This window comes from Enterococcus sp. GC34 (assembly GCF_040886645.1).
Taxonomy (GTDB): domain Bacteria; phylum Bacillota; class Bacilli; order Lactobacillales; family Enterococcaceae; genus Enterococcus; species Enterococcus faecalis.
The window spans coordinates 176,593-202,961 of record NZ_JBFOEF010000003.1; the positions used below are offsets into that span (position 1 = coordinate 176,593).

The 26,369-nt window shown below is 37.4% G+C and carries 24 protein-coding genes; 7 read left to right on the top strand and 17 right to left on the bottom strand.

Annotation, left to right across the window (positions count from 1 at the left end):
* Nucleotides 1-178: 178 nt before the first annotated feature.
* Nucleotides 179-892, top strand: coding sequence for an HAD family hydrolase (locus AB3I72_RS04530; protein WP_176944516.1), 714 nt, complete (start codon nucleotides 179-181; stop codon nucleotides 890-892).
* Nucleotides 893-929: 37 nt separating this feature from the next.
* On the opposite strand, the gene elrE is transcribed toward AB3I72_RS04530, so the two are convergent.
* The 10 genes from elrE to AB3I72_RS04580 all read right to left on the bottom strand — a co-directional run bounded on the left by elrE (nucleotide 930) and on the right by AB3I72_RS04580 (nucleotide 15,642).
* On the bottom strand, nucleotides 930-1,955 hold the full coding sequence (gene elrE, locus AB3I72_RS04535) for a transmembrane protein ElrE (protein WP_061101067.1): 1,026 nt from the start codon (nucleotides 1,953-1,955) through the stop codon (nucleotides 930-932).
* Between the two features lie 74 nt (nucleotides 1,956-2,029).
* Entirely contained in the window at nucleotides 2,030-2,806 is a 777-nt protein-coding gene (elrD, locus tag AB3I72_RS04540; protein WP_002362542.1) for a WxL domain-containing protein ElrD, read from the bottom strand.
* Between the two features lie 40 nt (nucleotides 2,807-2,846).
* Nucleotides 2,847-3,629 (bottom strand): WxL domain-containing protein ElrC, encoded by a 783-nt coding sequence (gene elrC / locus AB3I72_RS04545; protein WP_061101065.1) that lies wholly within the window; start codon nucleotides 3,627-3,629, stop codon nucleotides 2,847-2,849.
* A 1-nt stretch (nucleotide 3,630) separates the two neighbouring features.
* Nucleotides 3,631-3,999 (bottom strand): LPXTG anchor domain-containing protein ElrB, encoded by a 369-nt coding sequence (elrB, locus tag AB3I72_RS04550; protein WP_061101064.1) that lies wholly within the window; start codon nucleotides 3,997-3,999, stop codon nucleotides 3,631-3,633.
* A 3-nt stretch (nucleotides 4,000-4,002) separates the two neighbouring features.
* Nucleotides 4,003-6,174 carry an enterococcal leucine-rich protein ElrA gene (gene elrA / locus AB3I72_RS04555; RefSeq protein WP_368023621.1) on the bottom strand — a complete coding sequence of 724 codons (2,172 nt, stop codon included), beginning with the start codon at nucleotides 6,172-6,174 and terminating at the stop codon, nucleotides 4,003-4,005.
* Between the two features lie 189 nt (nucleotides 6,175-6,363).
* Entirely contained in the window at nucleotides 6,364-7,269 is a 906-nt protein-coding gene (gene elrR, locus AB3I72_RS04560; RefSeq protein WP_061101117.1) for an Rgg family transcriptional regulator ElrR, read from the bottom strand.
* Between the two features lie 67 nt (nucleotides 7,270-7,336).
* Entirely contained in the window at nucleotides 7,337-10,534 is a 3,198-nt protein-coding gene (locus tag AB3I72_RS04565; RefSeq protein WP_368023622.1) for an SNF2 helicase associated domain-containing protein, read from the bottom strand.
* A gap of 19 nt (nucleotides 10,535-10,553) precedes the next feature.
* Nucleotides 10,554-13,691: an AAA family ATPase gene (locus AB3I72_RS04570; RefSeq protein WP_368023624.1), complete on the bottom strand. Its 3,138-nt coding sequence runs from the start codon at nucleotides 13,689-13,691 to the stop codon at nucleotides 10,554-10,556.
* A gap of 4 nt (nucleotides 13,692-13,695) precedes the next feature.
* A complete protein-coding gene (locus tag AB3I72_RS04575; protein WP_176944512.1) occupies nucleotides 13,696-14,964 on the bottom strand; it encodes an exonuclease SbcCD subunit D in 1,269 nt (422 codons plus the stop codon).
* A gap of 51 nt (nucleotides 14,965-15,015) precedes the next feature.
* Nucleotides 15,016-15,642, bottom strand: a complete 627-nt coding sequence (locus AB3I72_RS04580; RefSeq protein ID WP_002367188.1) for a 1-acyl-sn-glycerol-3-phosphate acyltransferase — start codon at nucleotides 15,640-15,642, stop codon at nucleotides 15,016-15,018.
* Between the two features lie 188 nt (nucleotides 15,643-15,830).
* Between AB3I72_RS04580 and AB3I72_RS04585 the strand changes: the two genes are divergently transcribed.
* Together AB3I72_RS04585 and AB3I72_RS04590 are read left to right on the top strand one after the other, a co-directional pair.
* Complete coding sequence (locus AB3I72_RS04585; RefSeq protein WP_061101060.1) at nucleotides 15,831-16,565, top strand: tRNA1(Val) (adenine(37)-N6)-methyltransferase; 735 nt, start codon at nucleotides 15,831-15,833, stop codon at nucleotides 16,563-16,565.
* Entirely contained in the window at nucleotides 16,555-16,821 is a 267-nt protein-coding gene (locus AB3I72_RS04590; RefSeq protein WP_002356455.1) for a GIY-YIG nuclease family protein, read from the top strand. Before AB3I72_RS04585 ends, AB3I72_RS04590 begins: the two co-directional genes overlap by 11 nt.
* 66 nt (nucleotides 16,822-16,887) lie before the next feature.
* On the opposite strand, the gene AB3I72_RS04595 is transcribed toward AB3I72_RS04590, so the two are convergent.
* Genes AB3I72_RS04595 through AB3I72_RS04605 form a run of 3 tightly spaced genes read right to left on the bottom strand, consistent with a single transcriptional unit; the run spans nucleotide 16,888 to nucleotide 18,476 of the window.
* Nucleotides 16,888-17,583: a 5'-methylthioadenosine/adenosylhomocysteine nucleosidase gene (locus AB3I72_RS04595; protein WP_002356454.1), complete on the bottom strand. Its 696-nt coding sequence runs from the start codon at nucleotides 17,581-17,583 to the stop codon at nucleotides 16,888-16,890.
* Nucleotides 17,584-17,598: 15 nt separating this feature from the next.
* Nucleotides 17,599-17,895: a cell wall synthase accessory phosphoprotein MacP gene (macP, locus tag AB3I72_RS04600; RefSeq protein WP_002356451.1), complete on the bottom strand. Its 297-nt coding sequence runs from the start codon at nucleotides 17,893-17,895 to the stop codon at nucleotides 17,599-17,601.
* Complete coding sequence (locus AB3I72_RS04605; RefSeq protein ID WP_002356449.1) at nucleotides 17,892-18,476, bottom strand: NUDIX hydrolase; 585 nt, start codon at nucleotides 18,474-18,476, stop codon at nucleotides 17,892-17,894. Before AB3I72_RS04605 ends, macP begins: the two co-directional genes overlap by 4 nt.
* Before the next feature lie 402 nt (nucleotides 18,477-18,878).
* Between AB3I72_RS04605 and AB3I72_RS04610 the strand changes: the two genes are divergently transcribed.
* The 4 genes from AB3I72_RS04610 to AB3I72_RS04625 all read left to right on the top strand — a co-directional run bounded on the left by AB3I72_RS04610 (nucleotide 18,879) and on the right by AB3I72_RS04625 (nucleotide 22,291).
* Nucleotides 18,879-19,559 carry a 5-bromo-4-chloroindolyl phosphate hydrolysis family protein gene (locus AB3I72_RS04610; RefSeq protein ID WP_002356448.1) on the top strand — a complete coding sequence of 227 codons (681 nt, stop codon included), beginning with the start codon at nucleotides 18,879-18,881 and terminating at the stop codon, nucleotides 19,557-19,559.
* A 19-nt stretch (nucleotides 19,560-19,578) separates the two neighbouring features.
* On the top strand, nucleotides 19,579-20,766 hold the full coding sequence (locus AB3I72_RS04615) for a toxic anion resistance protein (protein WP_002356447.1): 1,188 nt from the start codon (nucleotides 19,579-19,581) through the stop codon (nucleotides 20,764-20,766).
* 144 nt (nucleotides 20,767-20,910) lie between these two features.
* Nucleotides 20,911-21,750 (top strand): NUDIX hydrolase, encoded by an 840-nt coding sequence (locus tag AB3I72_RS04620; RefSeq protein WP_002384084.1) that lies wholly within the window; start codon nucleotides 20,911-20,913, stop codon nucleotides 21,748-21,750.
* Between the two features lie 16 nt (nucleotides 21,751-21,766).
* Nucleotides 21,767-22,291 carry a GNAT family N-acetyltransferase gene (locus tag AB3I72_RS04625; protein ID WP_002367191.1) on the top strand — a complete coding sequence of 175 codons (525 nt, stop codon included), beginning with the start codon at nucleotides 21,767-21,769 and terminating at the stop codon, nucleotides 22,289-22,291.
* Between the two features lie 44 nt (nucleotides 22,292-22,335).
* On the opposite strand, the gene AB3I72_RS04630 is transcribed toward AB3I72_RS04625, so the two are convergent.
* The 4 genes from AB3I72_RS04630 to recX all read right to left on the bottom strand — a co-directional run bounded on the left by AB3I72_RS04630 (nucleotide 22,336) and on the right by recX (nucleotide 26,238).
* Nucleotides 22,336-22,821, bottom strand: coding sequence for a hypothetical protein (locus AB3I72_RS04630; RefSeq protein ID WP_002356444.1), 486 nt, complete (start codon nucleotides 22,819-22,821; stop codon nucleotides 22,336-22,338).
* 137 nt (nucleotides 22,822-22,958) lie between these two features.
* On the bottom strand, nucleotides 22,959-24,083 hold the full coding sequence (locus AB3I72_RS04635) for an LCP family protein (protein ID WP_368023625.1): 1,125 nt from the start codon (nucleotides 24,081-24,083) through the stop codon (nucleotides 22,959-22,961).
* A gap of 180 nt (nucleotides 24,084-24,263) precedes the next feature.
* On the bottom strand, nucleotides 24,264-25,448 hold the full coding sequence (gene mutY / locus AB3I72_RS04640; RefSeq protein ID WP_002367193.1) for an A/G-specific adenine glycosylase: 1,185 nt from the start codon (nucleotides 25,446-25,448) through the stop codon (nucleotides 24,264-24,266).
* Nucleotides 25,438-26,238 carry a recombination regulator RecX gene (recX, locus tag AB3I72_RS04645; protein WP_002367194.1) on the bottom strand — a complete coding sequence of 267 codons (801 nt, stop codon included), beginning with the start codon at nucleotides 26,236-26,238 and terminating at the stop codon, nucleotides 25,438-25,440. The genes mutY and recX overlap by 11 nt, the downstream gene beginning before the upstream one ends.
* Between the last annotated feature and the right edge of the window lie 131 nt (nucleotides 26,239-26,369).

Consider the following 26,369-nt stretch of genomic DNA (forward strand, 5'->3'; position numbering starts at 1 on the left):
CATTTATCGTTTCCATTTTTTCGGTAAAAATAACTATAATTGTCTTTTCCCGCAAGGCTTTGATTTCTGCGAAAAACCTTGAAATACAGTGAAAAATACTCTATTTATTTGTGAAAATATCAGCTACAATATAACATATGAAAAGTTTTGTAAAAAAGTTAAGAGGTGCACTTGTTAAATGAGAACCATTGTTTTTGATGTTGATGACACGCTGTACGATCAGCAACAACCCTTTCGAAATGCGATGACTAAAATTTTCCCGAACGTTGCGACAGAGGATATGCATGAATTGTATCTTCGTTTTAGACACCACAGCGATGAAACGTTTCCGAAAGTTTTAGCCAATGAATGGTCCCTAGATTTCATGCGGTTTTTCCGGATGAATGAAACATTAAAGGATCTAAACTATCCAGAAATTTCACAAGAAGAAGGAAAAATTTTCCAACAAGTTTATGAAGAAGAATTGGATAATATTACGATGCATCCAGAAGTTACTAAGCTTCTTGATACTTTACAAGAAAAGGAAATTCCGATGGGGATTATTACAAATGGTCCAACAGACCATCAATTTAAAAAAGTTAAACAATTGAATCTTGAAAAATGGGTTCCAAGCCAAAATATCATTATTTCTCAAAGTACGGGTTTCCAAAAACCTGAAAAGGAAATTTTTGATTTAGCCTGTAATCAATTTTGTATGGAACCTGAACATACTTTATATGTTGGTGATAGTTATGACAATGATATTGTAGGCGCACGTAATGGTGGCTGGCATTCTCTTTGGTTTAACCACCGCTCTCGTGAACTACCAAGTTGCCAACCTGCATCACACCTTGCAGAAGTCACTTGTTTCACTGAACTTTGTCCGACTGTGGAGAAATTATTTAATCTTTAAAAAAAAGCCGCTCTTCAAATTGAAGAACGGCTTTTTTTTATTTATTTTTTTGTTTTTTCAGACGTAAAATGATGAACAAACAGATTATCAGTAAAAGGATCAATAAACCGATTAAGAGATAAATAAGTTTAGATTCCGTTTTTTTGACGGTTACATCTTTCTCATTAAATGTTTTTGCTTCCTCTTTTGAGATTGTAAATTCTTTCGTAAATTGCCATTTTTTTCCTGAGCCTTCCACAGTCATTGCCAATACATACGTCCCAGCTTCCATTTCATTTTCTTCATAAGGAATAGGGAAATTAAAAATTGAATTTGGCGCCATTTGCATATCTTCTTGTTCTTTCTCTAAAATAACGTTATTTGTTTTCTTATTTTTAACATTTGCCGCTACTTTCATTGATTGAAGATAGGCTGCTTCATGGTTTAGCAGTGTTGCAGAAATAACACTGCGCGCATTTCTTTGCGTCGGTTCAACTTTCTCTAAAGACAATTCTGGTTGTACAACTGTTTCATTTTCTCGAAGTAAAACAGCTACTGTATAGGCATAGCGATTTTCAATTGCTAAGCCGTTTGTATTTTCTTTTTGCTTGTCTTTCGTTTCATCGACTTTTTCACTAAACGTGATCCCGCCCGCTAGTTGCCCTGAAAACTCTTCTTTCGGCATCTTCACTCGCAATTCAACTACTTTTTCACTTTTAGCAGGCAATTCAACACTCTCACCGCCGTCTTTCAGTTGAATGATTTCTGATAAATCTGCTGGTGCAGATTTATCTAAAGCTGTTAACGACTCACCATATTCAATCACTCCGTTGCTGTTTGTTGTGGCCGACTTCACACTAACATCAATCACTAAATTTTCATCTGTACTATTGGCCGCTCGAACTTTCAAAATTTGTTCTTGGTCTGGTTTCATCATTAAATCAAAATATGTTTTTGTTTTATCTATTTGGTTTTCTGGAATTTCTGTTTCAACACTAAATCGTAATTCTGCTGCTGAGGTTTCAATCCCAAAAGCAAAGAAATAAAAACTTAGGATCATCAGAATAAAATATCTATTTTTCATTTCGCTCTACACTCCATTTCTATGTAAAGGAGAAAGGCTGAGTTCCCCTCTTCCTTTCTCCAAAAAGGTTCTTTTTATACTGGCGTATTAGCTAATGTCCAAGTAATTGTTGTTTTGTAGGCATCGTTTAATTTAACTGATTTACCTGGCACTTTTAATTGAACATCTTTCATTACTTGACGGCCGTCAACTTCAGCAATTGAACTAGCATTGCCGTATAAGTATGACCATTTCCCAGCACCTTGATCTGTTGCGGCTACCATCACGTTATGACTTTCACCCACTGTACCAAAAGTTACACTCGCTAAACTTGTTGGTGCAGCGCTTTGTCCTGCTGTCACAGCTGAAGCATTTTGAAAGACAATTTCAGTTCCTTCAAGTGTCTGACCTTTTGTAGCAGAAGTAAATGCAGAATTTTGTTTTGCAGATAAAGTCCAGCCTTCTAAAGTTCCACGATTATCTGTAATTTGAGCAAATAATGGGCCCGTTTTTTCAACATTATTTTTATCTTTTAAAACTTGTGCTGATGCAAAATAGATTTCATCTTTTGTGCTGATGATATTTTCACCAAAGTTTAAACTTGAAGCATAGTCCAAGGTTAAGGGGCCTGTAGAACCTTCATCAACTGGTTTGTCAGGATTTACTGGGTCGATAGGTGTCACAGGATCTTTGCCGTCTTTGTCTTCTGGATCCACTACAGGATTTTTGCTGTTGGGATCTTTTTCATCTGGTGCTTTAAATTTTACAATAGCATCTGTGTCGCGATTAGCCACTTCCTCTGCTTGAACTGGTAGTGTTCCTACCGCGATGGTTGCTAAAATTAAGCTGCTTGCGATGGTCATTTTTTTCATGTTAGTGCTCCTTCTCTTCTATATGTTATAGTTTCAATAATTATACGCTTGGTAAATCAGCGATTGTCCATGTTAAAACAGTTTTGTATTGAACAGCATCTTTTGGTGTTGCTCCTGGTACAGTTAGTGTGATCGCTGTATTTTTATCTACGTTTTCACCGTCAACTTCCACTTTTTCAATCCCACCGAACGCACTAAGCCAAGTTCCAGAACCTTGACCTTCAGCGGCAGACATCACATTTGATGAATCGCCAGCTACTAAAGTTACTTCATGCGCAGTTGGTGTGACTGCTTTGGAATTTGACACTGCTTTGTTTTGACTTAATTTAATTTCTGAACCGTCTAAAACTTTATTTAATGTTTCTTTTGTCGCTGTTAATTGTGTTTCTTGTTTAACTGTTAAGGCCCAACCGGCATTCGTTCCGCGTTTGTCGGAAATTTGTACATAATTTGGTTTAGGATTAGTCAAATCAGGACCAGAACCGTCTGCCAAGAAAAAGTATTGTGGATTTGCATAATATTTTTCATCTTTATTTGAAATTTTATTTTTGCCAAAGTCTAAACTAGAAGCATAATCGATACTTAGTGGACCAGTTGTTCCTTCATTTGGCTTATTACCAGTGTCTGGTGTCGTTGGGTCAAAGGGTTCAACAGGTTTTTCGGTATCTGGATTCACTGGATCGACTGGTTTGTTGATAGAGGCATCCGGTGTAAATTCAACGATAGCATTTGATTCATAGTTTTTTTCTTCTGCATTCACTTCTGGTGCAATAGCCACGCCTAAAGTGATAGCTGGGATTGTTGCTAAGATAATTTTTTTCATTTTATTGTTCCTTCTTTCTTTTTTTTAAAATAAAACTAGCCAAAAAGATGACTATTATTCCGAGATAATTAAACATTTGTTGCTGTTTAGTACCAGTTCGAGGTAAGAAGCCTGAGCCTTTTTGATCAACCGTTTTACTTGTTGAATGCTTCAATGATTCTCCACTCACTGCTGGTATTGCTTCCGACTGCTTGGGGAAACGCTGTGGTATCTTACCATCTGGTTTTTCTTTGTTGGCTGGTGGCTCATACTCGCCATAAAAAGAAACTTCTGCATTTGTCGGATAGGCATTTGTTTCAGCAAATACATCAACTGATGAAATCAATCCTAATAACAACACGCCGCTAACTATTTTTTTGATAAGACTCACCCCCTATTTTGCACTGCCATCAGGTACGTCCATCAAGTGCCAAGTTAGTTTTGCTTCGTATTCTTCTGCTTTGGCTGTCCCTCCAGGAACAGATAATAACAACTCTTGGTCATTTTCTTTCCATTGATCAGAAATATTTGTTTCTTGATGTCCATTGACTTGGTTGTGAACAAGAATCGATTGGCCTTCTGGAATGTCCTGTAAGCGATGGTTGGTTCTAAATTTTAAAATATTCGGCAACGTAGCACCTGATTCAGATTTGAAATCAGAAGTAACGGTTAGTGCAAGCGACCAATTATTCCCTGTTTGACGAGTATCCCGTATCACTAATGGTTGATCCATGGAAACAATTGGATATTGGGTCGTGCTACTAGCGATTTGCAGCTCATTCCCAAAGGAAATCGCTGTGGGTACCGTTTTGAACCTGACAGAGCCAACCACAGTGACTGTTAGCGCTAATTCATCAATCTTGTAGCCTTTATCATAGACTTCCACGACCAACTGCTGTTTTCCATAAGTTAGTTCTGGTAATAACAAGGCTTTTTCCTTAAATGTTTTAGAATTAGTGGTTGTTTCATCTGCTAATTTCTGGATTTCTTGGCCCTCTTTTTTGATAATAAATTGTAATCTATTCCCAGCATCGACATCTTGCCAATAAAAAGGTAGGGCTGTTTTTTGAAAATCATCAATATCGATTGTTTTTTCCAACGACTTTTCTATACGCTCTTTTGACCAAGATAGTTTCGTTTCACTTAAGAAAACTTCTTTGACAGGTTGGACGACTGTTCCAGAAAAGTTCCCTAAGTATGCTTTATCTGTTGATTCCCAGATATAAGAAACGCCTTCATGAGCTTTGGGTAAATTCCATTCAAACAGTCCTTTTGTGGCATCGTAACTTCCATAAGGGCTAATCGTCAGCGGTGGAAATAGTTGACCATCACGAGATACCACCTTATTTTTTAATTGCAGTGGTTTCCCAGCAATATAATCGACAGAAGATAAGATAATCATTTGATTAGATACATCTAGCCCTGTAATGGCCGTTAAGCCTTTTAACGGACTTATATCTGAAATTTGATTTTCTCCCACATCTAAAACTGTTAGATTGAGTGTTTTCTCTAACGGTGCCAAGGAAGAAATTTGATTGTTTCTTGCATACAGTACACGCAGATTAGGAACAGTGCTTAAAGCTTCCAGACTAGCAATCGTTTGATTCATAATACTCAACTCTTCTAGACGTGGTTTATTCGCCAAGGGCGCAATTGTTTTTAATTGATTATTTTCCACATAAAGACGGAGTAGGTTATTTGCTTCCGTAAGCCCATCTAAAGTAGCAATCTGATTATTGGCAGCCCAAATGGTTTCTAAATTACGAAGAGAACGAAGCGGGTCGAAGGAAGTCACTCGATTATTCGGCGTGATTTTTGACGGATGATCTGTCGTATTTTGGATACTTAAATTTTTTAAAGCAGCCATTCCTTCAAGCCCATTTAATGTCGTTAATTGATTGTTCTCAACATACAAGCCTTCTAAACTAATTAATCCTGCTTGACCTAACGGACTAAGATCAGCTATTTTATTGTTTCTCATATATAAAAAACGTAATAGCTTAAATTCACCTTTAGCAAAAGGACTCAAATCTGTTACATTGAGTGAATCTTGAAAAGATAATTCTTCTAAGTTTCTTAGGTATTGAACTCCTTCCACATTAGAAACAACGACATTTTCTAAAATAACTTTATTCAGTTTATCCAATTCTGCTTGGGTGACAGTATTAGAGGTCCGAGATTTGCTTAACTGTTTTCTGATATTTTCCGCAAAGGCTGGATCAGGAAATAGTGTACTGATAGGCGTCGCTTTATCTAAGACAGCACCTGCGTATAATTGGGGCATCATCAGTTGTGCTTCCGTTATCGCTAGTGCTTCATTTGGCGGCTCTTCACTTGTTTCAACAGTCGTTAACTCTTCTGATTGGGGAATCTCCGAACTACAGGTTGCTGAATTTTGCTCTTCTGCCAATGAAGTTTCTGAAATCTTTTCTTCTGAAACAGATGAAACATTTTCTTCACTGGAGGATGCGATTGTTTCGGTCGTTTCGGCGAAAGTTGTTACAGGAAGTAGCAAACTATTAGCCAAAAGTAAGGCACTAACTGCGGAGATGCACATTTTTTTCATAAACTTCACCTCCTGATATTTTCTTAATTATAGTGAATATCAACTGAAAATGGGTTCAATTACGACAAACTGTCTAAATTAATTTGTATAGACAAGACAAAGAGCGCCAAATAGGGTTTTCTACCCCTATTTGGCGCTCTTTGTCGCTAAACACAACCAGAATTTATTATGACAAATTCTCAATTATGCCTAGTTTTCTTTTATTTCTTTTAAACTATCCTCTATTTTTTCCAATTGCCCAGCAAAAAAATCTTGTTTGGCTTTTGGTAAAAACAATGTGATAGATAAAAGGATTTGTTCTTTAAAGATTGACCAATCTGCGAATAATTCTTCATTGGTTAAAATCATTTCTATTTTTTCTGCTATTTTTTTCCAGAGGATCATTCGCCAGTTATTTTCACCCACTTCATATTCTTTAAACATGCTTAATACATGAAGAATATGGGGAACATTTTGGCTGACAATCGCCGCAAATAAAAAATCAATAATTACTTGCTCGATAATTTCTAGCGAGCGAATATCAATAATTTCCCGCTCATTGACGGATTGTAGTACACGAAAAAGTAACGAAGTTGGAAACGGCTGCAAGCCAACATTTTTTTGTAATGCTAAAAATTTCAAATTAAAAATAGTATACACATCGGCATTAATTAATCGTTCCAGAATCTGATTTTCTAATGCAATAATTTCCTCTTTTGTCACAACCGTTTGAGGGTTAAAAAGATATTCCAACGCCAACATCGAATACATCACCTCTTGTTTTCCTAAAGCAAAAGACGATTTCTCATAATACGCCCGATAATCTGCAACGATTCGACTACTTTCTTGAAAATTTTTACTAAAGATTGCTTGATTAAACTGCTCCTTAGCTAAAACTGTTTTGGACATTGGCGTTAATTTTTCTGTCATTTCCATCGGCGAAATAGACAAGATTTCGACAATAATGGCTAAATCCGAAATACGTAATTCACTATTTCCTTGGACAAAGCGTTGATAACTTCGACTAGAAACACCATTTTCATCAAAGACACGCAGAGGAATATTTTTCCCTTTACGAATCCGTTCAATTTCTTCACCTAGCGGTCGATATTCCATATATTCTTTTTGTTTCAAACGAATTACTCCATTTCTCTTTAAATAAGATAGCAACTAAGTTGAACGGCTATTCTCCAATGCTTAAAATTGTGCGAATATCTTCTTCCGTCATTTTCGCTAATTGCTCTTCATTTCCTTGAATCACTTTTTGGAACAGCTCGCGTTTCTCTTGCTGTAAGGAATTCATTTTTTCTTCAACCGTTCCTTCTGCAATCATCCGCCACACTTCAACAACCTTTTTTTGTCCCATGCGGTGCGCCCGACCAGCCGCTTGTTCTTCGACTGCGGGATTCCACCATAAATCGTATAAAATAACTGTATCTGCACCAGTTAAATTTAGTCCGGTTCCCCCTGCTTTCAATGAAATTAAAAAGACATCTTTTTCTCCTTCATTGAAGGCATTCGCCATCGTTAACCGATCTTGGGGCTTCGTACTTCCTCGTAAATAGAACGTCTCTAAACCTAATTCATTCAATTCTTTTTCTAAGATAGAAAGCATGCTTGTGAACTGAGAAAATAATAGGACACGACGATTGTTTTCTTTGGCAGCCACTAAAAAGTCTTTGACTTGTTCCACTTTGCCAGAACCTCCCGTGTAATCCTCAATAAACAAACGCGGATCGCAACAGATTTGTCGTAAACGGGTCAAGCCTGCTAAAATACTCATACGATTTTTCTTGAAGGTTGCCTGATCCATTTGACTAACATCTGCTTGCATTTGTTTTAGATAGGCCAAATAAACCGTTTTTTGTTCTTCTGTTAAGACACTGTACATATTATTTTCAATTTTTTCTGGTAAGTCTGCGAGCACCGTTTTCTTGTCTCGTCGTAAAATGAATGGTTGAATCATTTTGGCAATTTCTTCCGGCTTAATTTCTCGAAAGGCTTTTTTGCCTGGGAACAATCCCGGTAAGATCATTTGGAAAATTGACCACAGTTCATCTAAATTATTTTCAATTGGTGTGCCACTTAATGCAAAACGTTGGGGTACTTTTAAACTTTTTAAGGATTGCGCCGTTTTGGTCCCACTATTTTTAACCATTTGGGCCTCATCTAGAATCAAATAGCCGACACGCATTTCCTGATAAAGCTGAACATCTTGTCGCATACTTGCATAAGAAGTAATCAGAATATCTTCGGTGCTATTTTGTAAAAGCGCTGCTCGTTCTTGGCGATTGCCAGAAACCACTTGAACATTTAAGGTTGGCGCAAAACGTTTGACTTCGGCTAACCAGTTATAGGTTAAACTTGCAGGAGCGACAATCAAAGCTGTCCCTTTCAAGCGCTCTTCTTCTTTTTCCGAAAGTAAATAGGTAATGGTTTGCAGTGTCTTCCCTAAACCCATTTCATCAGCTAAAATACCGCCAAATTGATAATGGCTAAGCATTTTCAGCCATTTATACCCTGTTTCTTGGTAATGGCGTAACGTTGCTTGTAAGGTTTTGGGGACTTGCGCTTCAAAGTTTTCTGGATGTGTTAAATCCGTGACCATTTTTTTAAAGGAATCTGAAAAATGTGCCCGCTCGTTGTCTTCTAATAAACTTTCGATCATGAGACCTTGATTTTTGGGCACATGAATGACATTGTCTTCTTGATGCATATTTTTTCGCAGCTTCGTTAAAATTGCACTTGTATGGAAAAATTCCTCTGAATCAAAAGCAAGAATTTCACCACTTTTTAACGTATAAAAAGCATCATTACGTAGCAGACTAGTCAATACTGCATCGATTTCGGTTTCATCAATGCCAGTGACATCAAACCGAATATCTAACCAAGAATCCCCTTCCGCAACTTCAATCGTTGGTTGATGATGCTGGGCATCTAAATACAATTCCCGTAATTTCCGTCCCATCCGAACTTCTCCTAATTGACGGAAAGCTGGAACTTCGGCTTTAAAGAAATAATACAAGGACTCTCCAACAGGTAAGACTTTTTCAAAGCCTGTGGTTGTTTGCTGATAGGCAAACTGTTGAAATTGCTGCTTAATTGCTGTTTCTTTTGCTTTATCTCGAACGATTTCTTGATTAACTTCAGGTAATTGAGCATATTTCGGGTTTGTCGAGAAAATGACTTCTCCATAGTGATAATCAATCCGAGCGTTAATCCGACCTTTAATTTTCTTAAAAATAAAGACTGCTTTTAAAGGATGATGGACGACTAATTCTTCAACTGATTCTTCAACAGACACTCGACCAATTTTTTCCAATAATGGTAACACTTCACTAAATAAATCAGAAACTGTTTCTTTTTCATAAATAATTGACGGCTCTTCCAAGCGTTTCATTAATTGGAGTAGCGTGGTGTAGATGGCTTCCTGCTCTTCTGTTAGTAAATAAACCGTTTGATCCGCAATCGCCCAGTGATAGTGGGCTAGAAACGTTGTAATAGGATTCTGAATAGTTAATTTGAAGCTTTGTTCCTCGGTTTTTTGCACTGTAAACGTAAGTGGCAAACTGGTTTCTTTGAACGTTAGATAGCGATACTTATGAGTTTGATTGGTCAATATAAACTGACCCGTTCGATTCATTTTTTCAACTAACGATTGACTGCGATCAATTGGTAATAATAGATAACGTTTGTCGATTTTCCCTTTAACTTGAATACCGTTTGCACCTAATAATTGGCTGGTATGATAAATTGCCGCAAGTTCTGTTAAAATTTCTTGAATCTCCATTGAAAAAGAATCATGTAGCAAAGTAAATTGGTGTTGTTTATTCACCATAAAAGTCATTTCTTTTTCATATGCTTGTAAAAAATCACCAATATTTTTCACAATATATGTTTTAGGTTTGGTGCCTTCCAAACCAATTTTTAAAGAAAGACCAATCGTTGATAATTCTGGATAGTAATTATTCGTTTCAATCACATCTAAATGAAATTCTAAACGTAAAGGCTGCAAGGGAACTTCGGCAGAAGCTTTGCTTAATTTGGCAAAGCCTTTTGTAAACATTTCAGCTGTTGATCGATTTGTTTTCTCAAAACTGACTGTTTGATTCGCTTGAATAATTCTTGACACGCCTCGTTGTTTCAGTGCCAGTTCAACTGCCACTGTATGCTTGCAATAGCCATGTTCCATCCAATATTGACATTCACAAACATCTTGTTCTTTGGCGGTACCATCCAATTCAACAAGATAAAGTTCTTCCCCTAAAACCTCAGACAACCAGATCCTTTTTTCTGGATTTTGAACGATAGATAAGACCCGGCCTTCTTGCATATATTCGCGCCCTTGTTCAACGATTCGCTCTGGAATACTCCATTTCATCGACTCACCTCCTCTTCTACTAAGCTAGCTGATAGTGAACGGTACTTTGACCATTCCCATTGCTTTTTATTTGTAATTGTTGTGGAATTCGTGCTTTTAATTCGCCAATATGACTAATAATCCCAATCATGCGGCCTTCATTTTCAATCGTTTCTAACGCCTCCATTGCCATTTCCAATGCTTCTTCATCTAAGGAACCAAAGCCTTCATCAATAAACAACGCATCAATTAAGACTCCGCCTGCTTGTTCTTGAATCACTTCTGCTAAAGAAAGTGCCAAAGCTAACGCTGCTATAAAACTTTCCCCGCCTGATAACGTGTGAGCGCTGCGCACCGTCCCTGAATTGTCATCATAAATATTGATTTCTAGCCCCGTTTGATTCCGATAACTGCCTGCTTCGTGATTCAATTCAAATTGATAACGACTATTGGTCAGGCGGTCTAAACGCTGATTAGCGACTGTCAGCACTCTTTCTAAATACGTTTGTAACATATACCGTTCAAAACTAATTTTTTTAGGATTATTGCCATTCACCGTATCTGCCAACTGTTGTAGTGCAGCAACTTCCTCAAACTTGTCTTCAATTGTTGTTCTTTGCGCATTAATTTCTTGAACCAACTGTTGGTTGTTCAGCATTTTTTCATGCAGTTGATAGTATTTTTTTTCTTGTTCTTCAATTTGTTGTGTTATTTGTTCAATTTCTGTGGTGATTAAAGATAATTCTGGGAACGTATCACTAGATAATTTTTTCTCAATTTCAGCGAGTTGGATAGTCAGTTGGGTTTGCTCTTGTTCAAATAAAGAAATTTGTTCTTGCTGACTTTCTAGTGTCGGTACCTCTTTCAACCACTCCGTCAATTGGTCCTCTGTCACTCCTTGTTCCGTTAAAACTGCCTTTAACTGACTCTCAAGTTGTGTGACTGTTTGTTGAAGTGTTTGTTGTTCTTTCTCCAAATGCGTCAAGGTACTTTCAAGGATCATTTCTTCTTTCTTCAAGGTTTCTCCTTGTGTCGTCACGTTTTCTTTTTGACGTTCAAATGCAGAGAGTTCTTCTTGAAGCAAAGCTTGTTGTTTGGTCATTTCTTCATATGTGACGGTTGCATCCAATAATTGGCTAGCAATCATTTGCTGCTGGATAGTGATTCTTTCCAGACTTTGTTGCTTTGTTTCTACTTGTTGTCGGAGCACTTCAAAGCGTTGGGAATTTTCAGCTACTTGTTCTTCTAGTTCCGCTAGATGGTCCTTTTCGACTGAAATTTCCGTTAGTTTTTGTGCTATTCGTTGTTTTTCTTTAGCTAATTGCGACTCAACTTCCGCAATTTCTGCAGGTGTTACTTGTGAAAAAGTTAGTCCTGTTAACGGCAACTGCAAGTCAGCAAACTGGGCTGCTAATTGTTCTTGTTCCTCAGTATACGCAGCTTCCTGTTCTTGTAATTGGCTTTCTTTCTGTTGCTTTTCCGCCCCTAATGCAGAGAGCGTTTCAGTAAATCGTTGAACCGTTTTTTCAACTTCCGTTAATTCCCGTTCCACTTGATCAATCTCTTCTAGGGAAACTTCTTGATGAGTTTGTTGCTTTGGATGTTCTAAAGAGCCACAAACTGGGCAAGGTGCCCCCTCTTCAAGTAACAAGCTTAATCGTTGGATTTGTAAAGAGGCCCATTGACTTTTCTTTGTCTGCAACTTCGTTTCTTCGGCGCTTTTTTGTTGCTGTTCAACTGCAAACCGTTGTGTCAACTCGTGCAATTCCCCTTGGTTTTGACTAATTTTTTGCCAAGCTTTTTGATTTTTTTGCCAACGTTCTACAAAATTTTGCCAATGATCTGCTACACTAGAACATTCAAAATTTGCTTTTTCAAGTGTTCCTTCTTGTTCAATAAATTGTTTGGCTGTCGCCACTTTATCCACTAATGTTGTTTTTTCCTGTTGGCAAGATTCATACTCTTTTTGAATGGCTTGATAATTGGCTTGTTCTGCTATTTGTCGTTGAGCTAACTGTTCATATTCTTGGTATTGTGGTAATTGACGTTGAATCGTTTGAAGACGTTCTTGTTTTTCAGCAATCAATGGTTGTTGTTCTTCCAACTCACTCATGATTGCTTGCCAATCCGTCAATGCTTGTTGCGTTTCCATGAGAGCTTGTTGTTTGGACTTTGTTTCTTGCTCTTTTTGTTGTTTTTCGCTTCGTTTTTCAAAGACTTTTTCAGCTAAAGATTGCTGTTTTTGACTCCATTTTAATTGCTGAATCTGTTCCTTTAGCCGCTCAATGACGGTTTCCTGTTCAGCTTGTTTTGCTTTCTTTTCCAGTAATTCTTCTTTTTGCTGTTGCAAGTTTTGCCGTTCTTCAATGGCATAACGAACTTGCTCTTTTGCTTGTTTGGCTTGTTTTAAGGTTGCAATTTGTTCTCTTTCAACTAATAGTTGTTGCTGAGCCTCTTGTTGTTGGCTTTCTAATAATTGAAGTTTTTCAAAAAGTGTCATTGTCGGTTCAGGTTTTTCTGACCAACGCAACTGTTCTGTTTTCAGTTCAATTTTTTGCTGGGTTTCTTGAATCTCTTGATTGGCAATTTTTAAGCGTTCTTTTAAATTTTCGCTGAACAACTGATACAATTCTGTTCCGAATAAATTACGCAAAACCTTTTCTTTTTCATCACTTTTAGCAATTAAAAAAGTCCGAAACTCTCCTTGTGGTAACAATACAATTTGAGCAAATTGATTGGCGTTTAAATGCAATAATTCTTGAATGAGTTCGTCCACTTCGCGTCTTTTAGAATAGGCTCGTAGTTCTTTCCCTTGAGCATCTTTGACAATTAAAGAAATTTTGGCACTTTGTTTACGGACTCCTGTGCCACGTTTTTTAAAAAGTTCTTGTTCGGGAAGGCGGTTCAGTTCATAGAGATACTCGTTATGTTTAAAAAGCAAAGTAACTTCAGTGGCTTCTGAGGGGTCAGCAAATGTGGAACGCATTTCTTTGCCTAAACGTAATTTCCCAGAACTTTCACCAAACAAAGCATAGCTCATTCCATCAAAAATCGTTGTTTTCCCAGACCCTGTTTTTCCACTAATTAGAAAAAGTGAAGAATCTTCAAACTTCGTAAAATCAATGGTTTCATTAATATACGGTCCGAAGTTTTTCAATGTTAAAGATAATGGTTTCATCCTGTTACTTCCCTCTTTCTAATTGATTAAGTGTACTCAGTTCTTCTTGGACCCATTGTGCTTGTTGTTCTGTCAAGGCCTCTCCTGTCACATCGTTAAAAAAGTCATGCAGATGTTCTTCTGGTGAACGTTGTTCTATTTGTACCACTTTTTTCTGATTTCCGTTGCTTGTTTCTCGACCATTCAAACGTTCCAACCCAATAATTTTGGGGTAAATTTTTCGCAATTGATTCATCATGTTGGGAATGATCGCTCGGTCGGTTAATTGGACATGTAAATAATTTTCCCGATTCACTTCTTGATAAAACGCGGGATCCGTTAACTGCTGAAACGAGCCCGTCAATTGTTGAATGTCTCGCAATGGTTTCAAAGCACGGAATTGAAAATGAACTTCAGCTTCTGTTTCAACAAGCCAAACACCCTTTTCTTGTGTCATTTCTGATAAAGAAAATTTTACAGGCGAGCCACTGTATCGAGCATTAGGTGCCTGCAACGCATTTTTTCCATGTAAGTGGCCCAACGCGACGTAATCAAAAGGCTCTAACAAAGCTGTTGGTACAACATCCAAACCACCCACTGTTAATTTTGTTTCAGAATCAGTTTTTTCACTGCCAGCGACAAAAAAATGACTAACTAACACTTGTTTTTTGTTGGGGAGAAAAGATTCCTGCATTTTCGCGACAACTTTTTCCATCGCCGCCTGAATCGTTCGAATCGTTTCGTCTTCAAAATATAAGCGAGCCGCAATCGGTTCAAAATAAGGCAACAAATAAAATTGGGTATTGTCGATTTCAATTGGTTGAAAGGCTTGTTCTAAACGCGTATTCAAATGAAATTGCGTTTGGTTAAACCAAGGGCCTCCTGTTTCTAAACGAGTACTGCTATCATGGTTTCCCGAAATAGCTAACACGGGGAAATGCTCTTTGAGATTCATTTGAATCATCATTTCATTAAAAACCTCGACTGCTTCAACCGCTGGAACAGAGCGATCATACAAATCTCCAGCGATCACAACAGCATCCACTTGCTCTTCTTTCGCAATTGCTAAGATTTGTTTAAAGGCTTCTCTTTGTTCTGCCAACAAATCAAAACCATGTAATTTTTTGCCAATATGCCAATCTGCTGTATGTAAAAATTTCATTTTTTCACCGCCTAAAAAAGTCCTTCTTATTATTATAACAAATTTCTGGTATTTTTTAAGAAAATCGGACAGAAGAATTAGATTTTTAACAAACTTTTTTCTTAACGCAAGAAAAAAGACAGGAAGCATCATCTTTTGATGAGACTACCTGCCAGTAACATACCTATTCTATAGCGGTTTGTTTTATTCTTTTTCTGTTGAATCATACTTAAAAGTTGGATCAATTTCTTTATCTAACTGATCAAATGCTTCTTGCATCCGACGTTCCACTTCAGCTAAACCGTCTTTATCCATTTTTTTAATATCGCTAATATCGATTGGGTCCCCAAAACGAACCGTTACTTTTTTACGTTTAAACAACTCTTTTAAAGTTAACGGACCTTGATAAACAGATGGCACGATAGGTACTCGACCCATTTTAGCAATCAAGGCTACCCCACCTTTTAATTCTGAGGAATGACGCGTGCCACTAGGGAACATAATCAAACTTAAATCAGAATTTTTTAAAATTTTGACAGGTGTTTTAATCGCGCTGGGACCGGGCTTCTCACGATCCACCGGAAACGCATTCGCATGTTTTAAAATGAAACGTAAAACAGGATTTTTAAACAACTCTTTTTTTGCCATAAAGCTAAACTTCTTAGGACTGCCAGCAACAGCTAAATACAGCGGTTCCCACCATGTTCGATGCGGCGCAACTAAGACATAGTTTTGGTCTTTTGGTAATTTTTCTTTATTTTCATAATGTGCATTTCCATTAATCACAAATAAAATGACGCGAACCACGCCACGCATAAATGTAAAAAACATAATTTTCTTCCTTTCTTCTCTCCGCTTTCTAGTATGCCGAAAGCTCTACCTTTTGACAAGCTTTTTTTACGTCTATCAATCAGAGAAATAACATGTCCCCACTAATCTAGGGAACAGATTTTGTCATACGGGTTTAAAAGTAGTATAATACATGAACAATCAGATGAAAAGTTGGAGGTTCTTAATCTATGTTATTATCCGGCGAACGGATTGATCAATTATATGCGGATGATATTCAAATTATTCAAAGTAAAGAAGTCTTTTCTTTTTCCATTGATGCAGTCTTATTGGCTAATTTTCCGCAACTACCAAAAAAAGGCAAGATTGTCGATTTGTGTGCTGGCAATGGCGCGGTCGGCCTCTTCGTTAGTCGGAAAACAGCTGCAACGATCGACCAAATCGAATTACAACCTCGTTTGGCAGATATGGGACAACGAAGTATTCTATTAAATAAATTGGAAAAACAAGTAACGATGTATGAACGTGATTTAAAACAAGCGACAGAGGTCATCAAAAAAGATTCTGTTGATTTAGTACTATGTAACCCCCCATACTTTAAAGAACGACCAACTAGCAAAAAAAATCCAAACCCGCATTTAGCGATTGCCCGTCATGAAATTCACACGTCTCTTCAAGAAGTGGTCACTGTGTCGGCGGATTTATTAAAAACAAATGGTCGCCTCGCAATGGTTCATCGTCCTGATCGTTTCCTTGATATTTTACATGCCATGGAAAACGCCAATATTGCGCCGAAAAAAGCTCGGTTTGTTTATCCGAAGCCAGGCAAAGAAGCCAATGTTTTACTAATTGAAGGCATTAAACAAGGCAAAAAAGACGGTTTTCGTGTGTTACCACCTCTTTTTACATACAATGAAAAGAACGAATACGAAGCAGAAATGAAGGCTATGCTGTATGGAGAATAAGAAATCCCATTATTTTTATGTTTTACTTTGCCAAGATGGTTCCTTTTACGGTGGCTATACAACTGAGCCAGAACGTCGATTAACCGAACATAATAGCGGAACTGGTGCAAAATATACTCGATTAGCCAAACGACGGCCAGTCAAAATGATTCATACAGAGAAATTTGAAACACGTAGCGCGGCCACCAAAGCCGAAGCCGCCTTTAAAAAATTAACGCGTAAACAAAAAGAACAGTATTTAAAAACCTTCCATTAAATGACAATCAGCAAAAAGAAATAGCCATCATTTCATCAATGAAATGATGGCTATTTCTTTCTCTTTTTAAACTAAATTCTCGACAAAATGAATAACCATTTCGGCTGATTTTTTCCCAGCTTCATCGATGAATTCGTCAAAGCTTTGAGTTGCTTCGCCATCTGCTGTATCACTCATTGCCCGTACAACTAAGAATGGAATATTGAACTGTGAAGCGGCTTGGCCAATTGCTGCGCCTTCCATTTCACAAGCTAAGGCTTCAGGAAACTCTTTCTTAATTTTGGCGATTTTCTCAGCGCTGTCCACAAAAGTATCTCCAGTAACAATCAATCCTTTACGAATAGCTAAACCAGTTTTTTCAGCAGCTTTCGCAATTTCCATCCGCAAGTATTCACTTGTTTCAAAATACAAAGGCACACCACCAGGCAATTGTCCATAGGCATAACCAAAACCAGTGACATCAACATCAAAGTAAGCTAATTTGTCTGCAATGACTAAATCGCCGACTTTTAGTCCTTCACCGATACCACCAGCAGAACCTGTATTAATCACCATATTTACGCCATATTGATGAATCAATAAAGTCGTGGTCACAGCTGAGGCCACTTTACCAATTCCTGAACGAACCACAATCACCTCATGCCTTCCTAACGAACCAGAAACAAATAAAGCGCCTGCTCGTTCCCATGACATCGTGTCTGTCAATTTTTCTTTTAGAATTTTGACCTCTTGATCCATTGCTCCAATAATTCCAATTTTCATAGTGATTCCTCTTTTCTATAAATTCAAAACGATATATGCCACAACGGCTAATAAAATCGCTACAATAATAATTGCCTTGTTTAACCAAGTACTCCGTTCTCGACGCTTCGAGTATTCTCCTACTCGTGACTTGTTGATCGGTTTTTGTTTTTTCTTTTCTTTACGATAAAACGTCGAAATTTCTTTTTCTTTTCGCTTATACGCTTTTTCCGCCAGCTTCTGCTCTTCCTGCTGACGACGTTCCGCTTCTTTTTCTTCTGCTTCTCTGCGTTTGCGAAGTTCTGTCCGAGTGACTAACGGACCTTTGCTCATTGCGTGTCCTCCTTAAACTGTCTCTGCAGTAAATACAATTCCCAGTATTGTATAGCAAAAAGTGTTTTGGCATCACAAATCGTGCCCTTTGCCACTTCTGCTTTGGCTTCAGCTATTGTTAGCTCGTAAAGTTCCAAGATTTCATCTTCATCTTGAGGACGCGGATTTTCGACTTTCTGCAAATCCGTTGCCAAATAGAGAGCCAATTTTTCATTAGCAAATCCTGGTGACAGATACATTGAATTTATGTAGGTGAGCTGACCTGCACGATACCCAGTTTCTTCTTCTAATTCCCGCATAGCCGTCGTTTCCAGTTGATTTTCTTCTCCAGGATCAATTTTTCCCGCCGGAATTTCTAAAATCACTTGTTCCAAGGGTTTTCTAAATTGTTTAACTAAGACGATTTTTCCTTCTGCGGTTAACGGAATCATAGCTACTGCGCCTGAATGAAAAACCAATTCGCGTTTAGCAGTGCCGCCTGTCGGTAAAGCCACGTCATCCAAAAAAACATCAATAATCTTTCCTTTAAAAATTTCTCGACGTTGAAGTGTTTTTTCTTCGAAGTCCTCATAATTTAACATATCTTTCACCAACCTTTCTTGTTTATCATACCCTAAAATGATAAAAATCGCACCCCTTCTTCTCTAGTTAAACCCTTTTCAAAGAAAAAAATTTATTGCTTTAGAAAAAAATTACATTTTCGAAAAAAAATAGACATAAAAAATTCACAACTTCCTTGTATTATTTAAGCATACCAACAAACAACCCTAACAAAACACTTTTTCATTTTTAACTCCTTTCCCGTCCTACCCCCAATTAGGACGGGTCTTTTTTTGCATTTTATACTTTTTTTCTTAGGATTTCACTAAATCATAAAATACATCTTCCGCTGTATGTCTTTTCTCTCACAGAGTATGCTAAAATAACTATTGTAACGAGAGCTGACTCTTTCGAGGATTAGATAGATAGGAGGAACTATATAAATGAACAAATTAAATACAAAATTACTGATTGGCTATATTCTTTTAGGAGCCTTAATCATTGCTGTCGCTAGAGAATATGGCTTCTTCGCTTTTGTGATTCTGGTAGGCTTTTTAGTATTCGTTCTCTATCGAAAAAAGAAAAATGCCGCCGACAAGAGCGATCAAATGCCTTACTTAACGAAAGATAAAGAAGCCCATTATCGTGAGTTGGGGTTATCTCCACAAGAAATTGATTTTTTCAGAAGTACAATGAGCACAGCCAAAAAACAAATCATACAATTACAAGAAAACATGAATCGTTCAACTAAATTACGGGCGATTGACTTACGTAATGATACAACGAAGGTTTCTAAAGCTCTGTTTAAAGAGTTAGTGAAAGAACCTAAAAAGTTACACTTAGCCAATCACTTTCTCTACACACATTTACCAAATATCGTTGACTTAACAAGTAAACATTTAGAAATCGAACAACATGAAGTAAAAAACAAACAAACGTATGAAAAATTAGAAGAAAGCGCACAAATCATTGACCAATTGTCAAAATTAGTTAAAAATGATTATGAGGAAATCGTTTCCGATGACTTAGACGATTTAGATGTCGAAATGTCGATCGCTAAAAGCAGCTTGTCGCAAAAAGCTGCAACTGAGGAATCACCTCAAGTAAACGAAGACCAGCAATAATCATTAGGGAGGAAAAAAAATGACTGAGCAACAACCCAAAGAAACAACATCTGTAACCAATACATTGGACGATTTATTAAGTAATCCATTTTCATCAATGGATGAACTAACACCAACGCAACAAAATGAACTATCTGAGTTAAAAGAACAGCAAGCAGCTCCTCGTTTAATTGATAAATTACCACAAGAACGTCAAGCCCAAGCAAAAGAGTTAGCTTCAAAAATTGACGTTCAAGATTCACAAGCAGTAATTACCTATGGTTCAAATGCCCAAATCAAACTTGGCGAATTTTCGCAAGCGATGTTAAACCACGTTCAAGCACAAGACATTGGTCCTGTTGGTGATTCACTGACCGATTTAATGTTTCGTTTAAATGAAGCCAATCCCAATGAATTACGTGCTGGCGAAGGCAACTTTATTCAAAAAATGTTAGGTAAAGTCAAACAATCCGTTTACGAAATTACCGCCAAATATCAAAAAATTGGTGCGCAAATTGACAAAATCGCTGTCAAATTAACCCATGAAAAAGATGGTCTTTTAAAAGATAATGCCATGTTAGATCAATTGTATCAAAAAAATAAAGATTATTTTGATGCCTTAAACATCTATATTGCCGCTGGGGAATTAAAAGCAGAAGAACTACGGACGCAAATTATCCCTGAAGCCATGAAAAAAGCGGAAGAGTCTGGAGATCAAATGGATGTCCAAATTGTTAATGATTATAACCAATTCCTAGACCGTTTAGAAAAAAGAACCCATGATTTACGCTTGGCTCGTCAAATTACGATTCAACAAGCCCCACAAATTCGTTTAATCCAAAATACTAACCAAGCTTTGGCTGAGAAAATTCAATCATCGGTGAATACAGCGATTCCGTTATGGAAAAACCAAGTAGTCATCGCCTTGACCTTACTCCGTCAAAAAGATGCTGTGACTGCTCAACGTCAAGTCTCTGAAACCACCAATGACTTACTGAAGAAAAATTCAGAAATGCTAAAAATTTCTGCAATTGAAACAGCAAAAGAAAACGAACGTGGCCTAGTCGATATTGAAACATTACAAAAAACACAAAATGATTTAATTGAAACTATCCAAGAAACATTACGTATTCAACAAGAAGGAAAAGAAAAACGCCAAGCTGCCGAAATCGAGCTTGGCCATATGGAAGAAGATTTGAAAAATAAATTATTAGAATTAACACAATAAACAACGTTTAGAACAAACTTCTTATAGTACAAGCCTGGGACAAAAATCACTTTGGATTTTTGTCCCAGGCTTGCTTTTCTTTTTACGCTTGAATGTTGTATTTCAGCCACTTAATGATACAATAAAAGAAAACCATGTTTCTTTTTGAAAGGAGGAGCAATTGTGCCACAATTTGCTTCTAAAGCCGAAGAAAAAAATTATTATGAACGCCAAGCTAGCTTAGCAGAGTTTCTAACTTGGTATCATCAACAAGAATTACCTGAATATGAAAAACCCTCTTTAACCGTTGATATGGTTCTTCTTTGTTACAACAAGGAAGCCGATCAATTAAAAGTCTTACTGATTCAACGTAAAGGTCACCCCTTTAGAAACTCATGGGCGCTTCCTGGCGGTTTTGTTAATCGCAACGAATCTACTGAAGATAGTGTTTTAAGAGAAACAAAAGAGGAAACTGGTGTGGTGATTTCTCAAGAAAATATTGAACAATTACACAGCTTTAGTCGCCCAGATCGAGATCCTCGTGGCTGGGTCGTGACAGTCAGCTATTTAGCCTTTATTGGTGAAGAACCTTTAATTGCTGGCGACGATGCCAAAGAAGTCCACTGGTTCAATCTTGAACGGCATGGTCAACACATCACGTTATCTCATGAAGATGTGGAAATTACTTTAGACTTGAAAACAGCGGCCTCTCTTGGTAAAGATACATTAGCCTTCGACCATAGTGAAATTATAATTAAGGCGTTTAATCGTGTTGTTGATAAGATGGAACATGAACCGCAAGTGCTTCAAGTCTTAGGAAAAGATTTCACCATTACGGAAGCCCGTAAGGTTTTTGCGAAGTTCCTCGGCGTTGATTATCGCAGCATTGACCATTCAAATTTTAAAAAAGCCATGACACAATATTTTGAAGAGTTAGGTGAACGTCCCGTTGGCATTGGCCGCCCTTCAAAAATTTACCAATTGAAAACAACAACAGGGTTCTAAGAGGAGGGAATATTTTTTGACTGTTTACTTAAGAAAAGCAGAACCTTCTGATTTGCCTGACATCCTTGCTATCATTGAAGATGGACGCCGCACCTTACAAAAAAGTGGCATTCCCCAATGGCAAAACGGCGATGGCCCGAATCAAGAAATTTTAGCAAAAGATATCGACCAGCAAACTTGCTATATTTTAATGGTTGATAATGCCTTGGCAGGCGTTGGTGTTTTATGTTCGGAGATTGATCCTGCTTATGAAGCGATTTTTAATGGTTCTTGGCAACCTCATTCCCAAGCTACGTATACAGCAATTCACCGTGTTGCTCTAAAAAGTTCCTTTCAAGGTCAAGGACTGGCCTTGGTGCTTTTGCGCTTACTGATTACAGCCGCTCGTTTGCAAGGTGCTACTGATATTCGAATCGATACACATCCACAAAATCTCGCTATGCAGCACTTGATTAAAAAAGCTGGCTTTGTTTATCAAGGTGACGTGATTTTAGATGTTAACGATGGCGAACGTTATGCTTATCAGATGATATTGAAATAAAAAAGTTAGGGATAACTGCCAGATTGACAGCTATCCCTAACTTTTTACATCTTATGAACACTATGAGCGCTTTGAATGCCCTCACAGGCTTCTTTACAAGCTTGATTAATTAATAAATAAGAGGATTCTTTTTGGCGGATTCCTAATTGATATTTCAATTCATCTGTCACTTGGCAAGATTCACTTAATGCCTCTAACCAGAAAAATACTCCTTCTTTATACGTATCTAATCCTTCTAGCAAGATTTTCGTTGCTTCTTTATCATAATACGGCTCTAAATTTTTACGAAACATCATTTCTTCTGTAAAAAAACGATTCACATTATTTCGGCAAAACATATAAGTGTCACGGCCTCTCCGATGTGCAGCCTGATTACAACCGTATTCTTGAACTTCTTTAGAGATGGCTTTGAAAATTTCGTTGTATACTTCAATTCTTTGCATAATTGACAAAATGGTATCTGTATAACTAAACATAACTCCTTGCTCCCTTCCCCTTCTAAGTAACAAAAATTTGCTTGTTACTTTCATTATAAAGGGAATGTTGGGTTTATATCAAATGATACGCTGTTTTCTTGCTAAAATCCTTCGTTTTTTCCTTAGAAGAATAATAAGTAAGCGGATTACTTAATCTGTTATGTTCGGATTTTCTAGACTTGGAAAATAAATTATTTTATAAAGCCATTTTCCGTTTTAACTGATGGCAACGGGCCAGTCTGTGTATTGCCAGGAACACCAATATACGTATTGCCGTTGATGGAAGTCATTTCGTTTTCCTCAGCTGCTTCATCTTGAACGGTATAATCACTTTGATATAAAAATTCACCGTTCGTATGGAAGACATAGCCGTCTTGATCTCGTTCATCTGGCTTTTCTAAATTTAAAGACACGCGTAATTGATGACGGACATTTTCAATACTATCTGGATATAGTTCAACCATACTGCGCCCTTCATTACTAAAAGTGCGCCAGTCAAAAGAAAGCTGTTGTTTATCATAATTGGTCCAAGTCAAACCTTCTTTGACTAAATGAGTCAATTCATTGGAATCCACATCAGTTTGAATGTTTCCATTTAACGAATCAATAATGTCCATTATTTTCATGATTGATTGACCAGATTTCAACTTGTCTTCAACTGCTTGAATAATTTCTTGTTGTCGGAATCCACGCATAATATCGTTATCGCTATGTCTTTCACGGGCATAAGATAAAGCTTTCATACCATCTAAATGCTGTTTCCCTGCATCAAAATGAATGGATCCTGGCCCGTCTTTGGTGACACCATCAAACGCCTGCTTGACATTGACATCTATGCCGCCAACTGCATCAATTAACTTAATAAAAGATAAAAAGTTAAACACAACGTAATGATTGATTGGAATATTCAATAATTTCTCAACTGTGTTAACAGAAGCTGTTGGTCCATCGTAGGTATAGGCGGCTTCAATTCGCTGCATCCCTTGGTAATTTTTCGCATCAATTTGAACAAAACTATCCCGTGGCAAACTTAAATAGGTTATTTTCTTCGTCTTGTTATTCACGGTAATCACCATCATAGCATCAGTCCTAGTTGTGCCTAATTTCCGTTCAATTGTATTGTCTAGACCCATGACCAAAAACGATTGACTATCTTTATTTTGCGCTTCAGTATAATCATTTTTTATGGGGACATAGCCTTTATCAATCGTTTTCTTTAAATAGCTACCCGCTACAGCAAAGTATGCTGAGCCGACTGTGACAAAAAACAAAATGATGACTAAACTAATTAAGCTGATTTTTCGCTTCCTACTCATTGGCTGTACTTCCTCTCTCTTGAAAAGTCTCCACCATCATTACTACTCCTCTAAGCAGACAAGAGACAAGTCTATCTTACCAGTCCCCTTCAAAACTAAACATAGCAGAATTTATATAGGGGTATAACCTAGAGGAAACAAAAAAGAGGGGCTTGTTTGTTTAAAAGCCTCTCTTTTTTGTTATTTATTTTTGTGTTCTTTTTTGAACAATTCCACCATTTTTTGCTGTGGTTTTGGAAAAACATACTCTGAAAATTGTTGTGCTGCCACCCATCGCTGCGACTCTAGTGTGGCTAATTCGCCTGTATTTCGGCCATAAAAGACTAAGATATGCCATTTTAAATGACTGAAAATATGAACGACTTCGCCTAAGGCACGTTTTTGCCAGACAACTGTTTCATAGTCAGCAAAAACATTGACAGGTTCTTCAGCGACCAAAGGCTCTGTTACAGGCTCTAACTCTAAAGTTAATTGTTTTTCCGTTTCTGCTGGTTGCGCCATTTTTTGCAATTGTTGAAATTGTTTTTTGCTAATTTCTTCAATCGGAAACAGCCACATATTGGCTAACAAACCGGTTTCAGGGCGTTGTTCTAATAAAAATTCTTGCTTTTTATTTTCAATAATAGTGCCGACATAATACACATCTTTCGGCTTAACTTTTTTTGATTTAACTGGATAAGCGGTCATTTTATCTGCCTGATAGGCCGCACAATATTGCTGAAGCGGACAGCTTTCACACTTAGGTGAAGTTGGGGTGCAGACGGCTGAGCCTAGATCCATTAAGGCTTGATTAAAATCCCCTGGACGCTCACGATCGATGATTTTAAGCATCGCCGCTTCAAATACTTTACGATTACTCGCTTTTGCAATATCTGCATCAATTTCAAATAAACGGCTCACTACCCGCATGACGTTACCATCAATTGCTGGTTCGGGTAAATTAAAGGCAATACTGCCAATCGCACCAGCCGTATAGGGGCCGATTCCTTTTAAACTCCGAATATCTTCGATTGTGTCAGGCATTTTCCCACCAAATTCTGAAACAATCTGTTGCGCTGCCACTTTTAAATTACGCGCTCGTGAATAGTAGCCTAACCCTTCCCAAGCTTTCAACAACTTATCATCTGGCGCTTCCGCTAAATCTTGAATCGTCGGAAACCATTCCATAAATCGATAAAAATAATCAATGACTGTATCTACGCGAGTTTGTTGTAGCATAATTTCAGAAATCCAAATACGATACGCATCTGTATTCGCTCGCCAAGGTAAATTGCGTTTTTCTCGTTCATACCAAGCTAAAAAATCTTCCTGGAATGAACTAACTTTTTCGGGACTCCACGCCTCCCAAGGCTCTTTATTCGTCATGTTCTACTTCCTTTTCGCTAATAAATTGCTGAACCAAATCATAGTCAAACCCTTTTTGGAATAAGCTTTGTTTGACTTTTTGGACTTTTTTAGAAAAATCAAATCGCTGATTAGCACGCCATAAACGTTCGCCTTCCTTGTTTAACGCTTGTTGTTCTTGTTCTTCGTCCTTTTCAAAAGCTAAAGATTCCAAAGCTAGATCAATGATTTCATTTGTAAAGCCCTTTTGCATCAGATGCAGACGCGTTTTCTGTAGTGCATCTTTAAAACTTTTAGTTCGATAGCGTTTCATGGCCTTTTCTGCAGTTGCTGTGGCAACATTAAGCTGTTCATCTAACGTATAAAAGGTCAAGCCATGCTGAATATCTTCTTCACTAATGCCTTTTTGCTTTAATTGTTGTGCCACATTTCGTGGTCCTTTATCACTGGTTCGCATAGCTGTCCGTACGTAACTTTCACTAAAAATTGCATCATCCAACAACCGTAGCTCTTCTAAACGTTGAACGATTTTTACTCGATCTTCAGGTACAATTTCTTTCTCTTTTAAATAAGTAAAAATCTCTTTCTTTGAACGTAATTGATAGCTTAAGTAATTCATCGCCATTTGTAACCCGACATCATAAGAACTGGCTTTTTTTATTTCTTCTATTAAAGTATCTGATAACTCTTGGCCTTTTAGCAGACGCTGCCGTACTAAAATATCTTCCGAGACACGCAGTTTTTCGCCTGAAGATAGCCAAAGTAGGTAAAATTCACCTTTATCTTTACTAATTCGTGTGATTGTTGTCATCTTATTCTCCTGCCCCTCTAAATCAGAACATATATTCTACTATACCATAGAATCCTTGGAAGCCAAATAAATAAAAATGTGCTAAAATGGGAGGAAGTGAAAAATGTGAGATGACTAAAGGATGAAAGAAT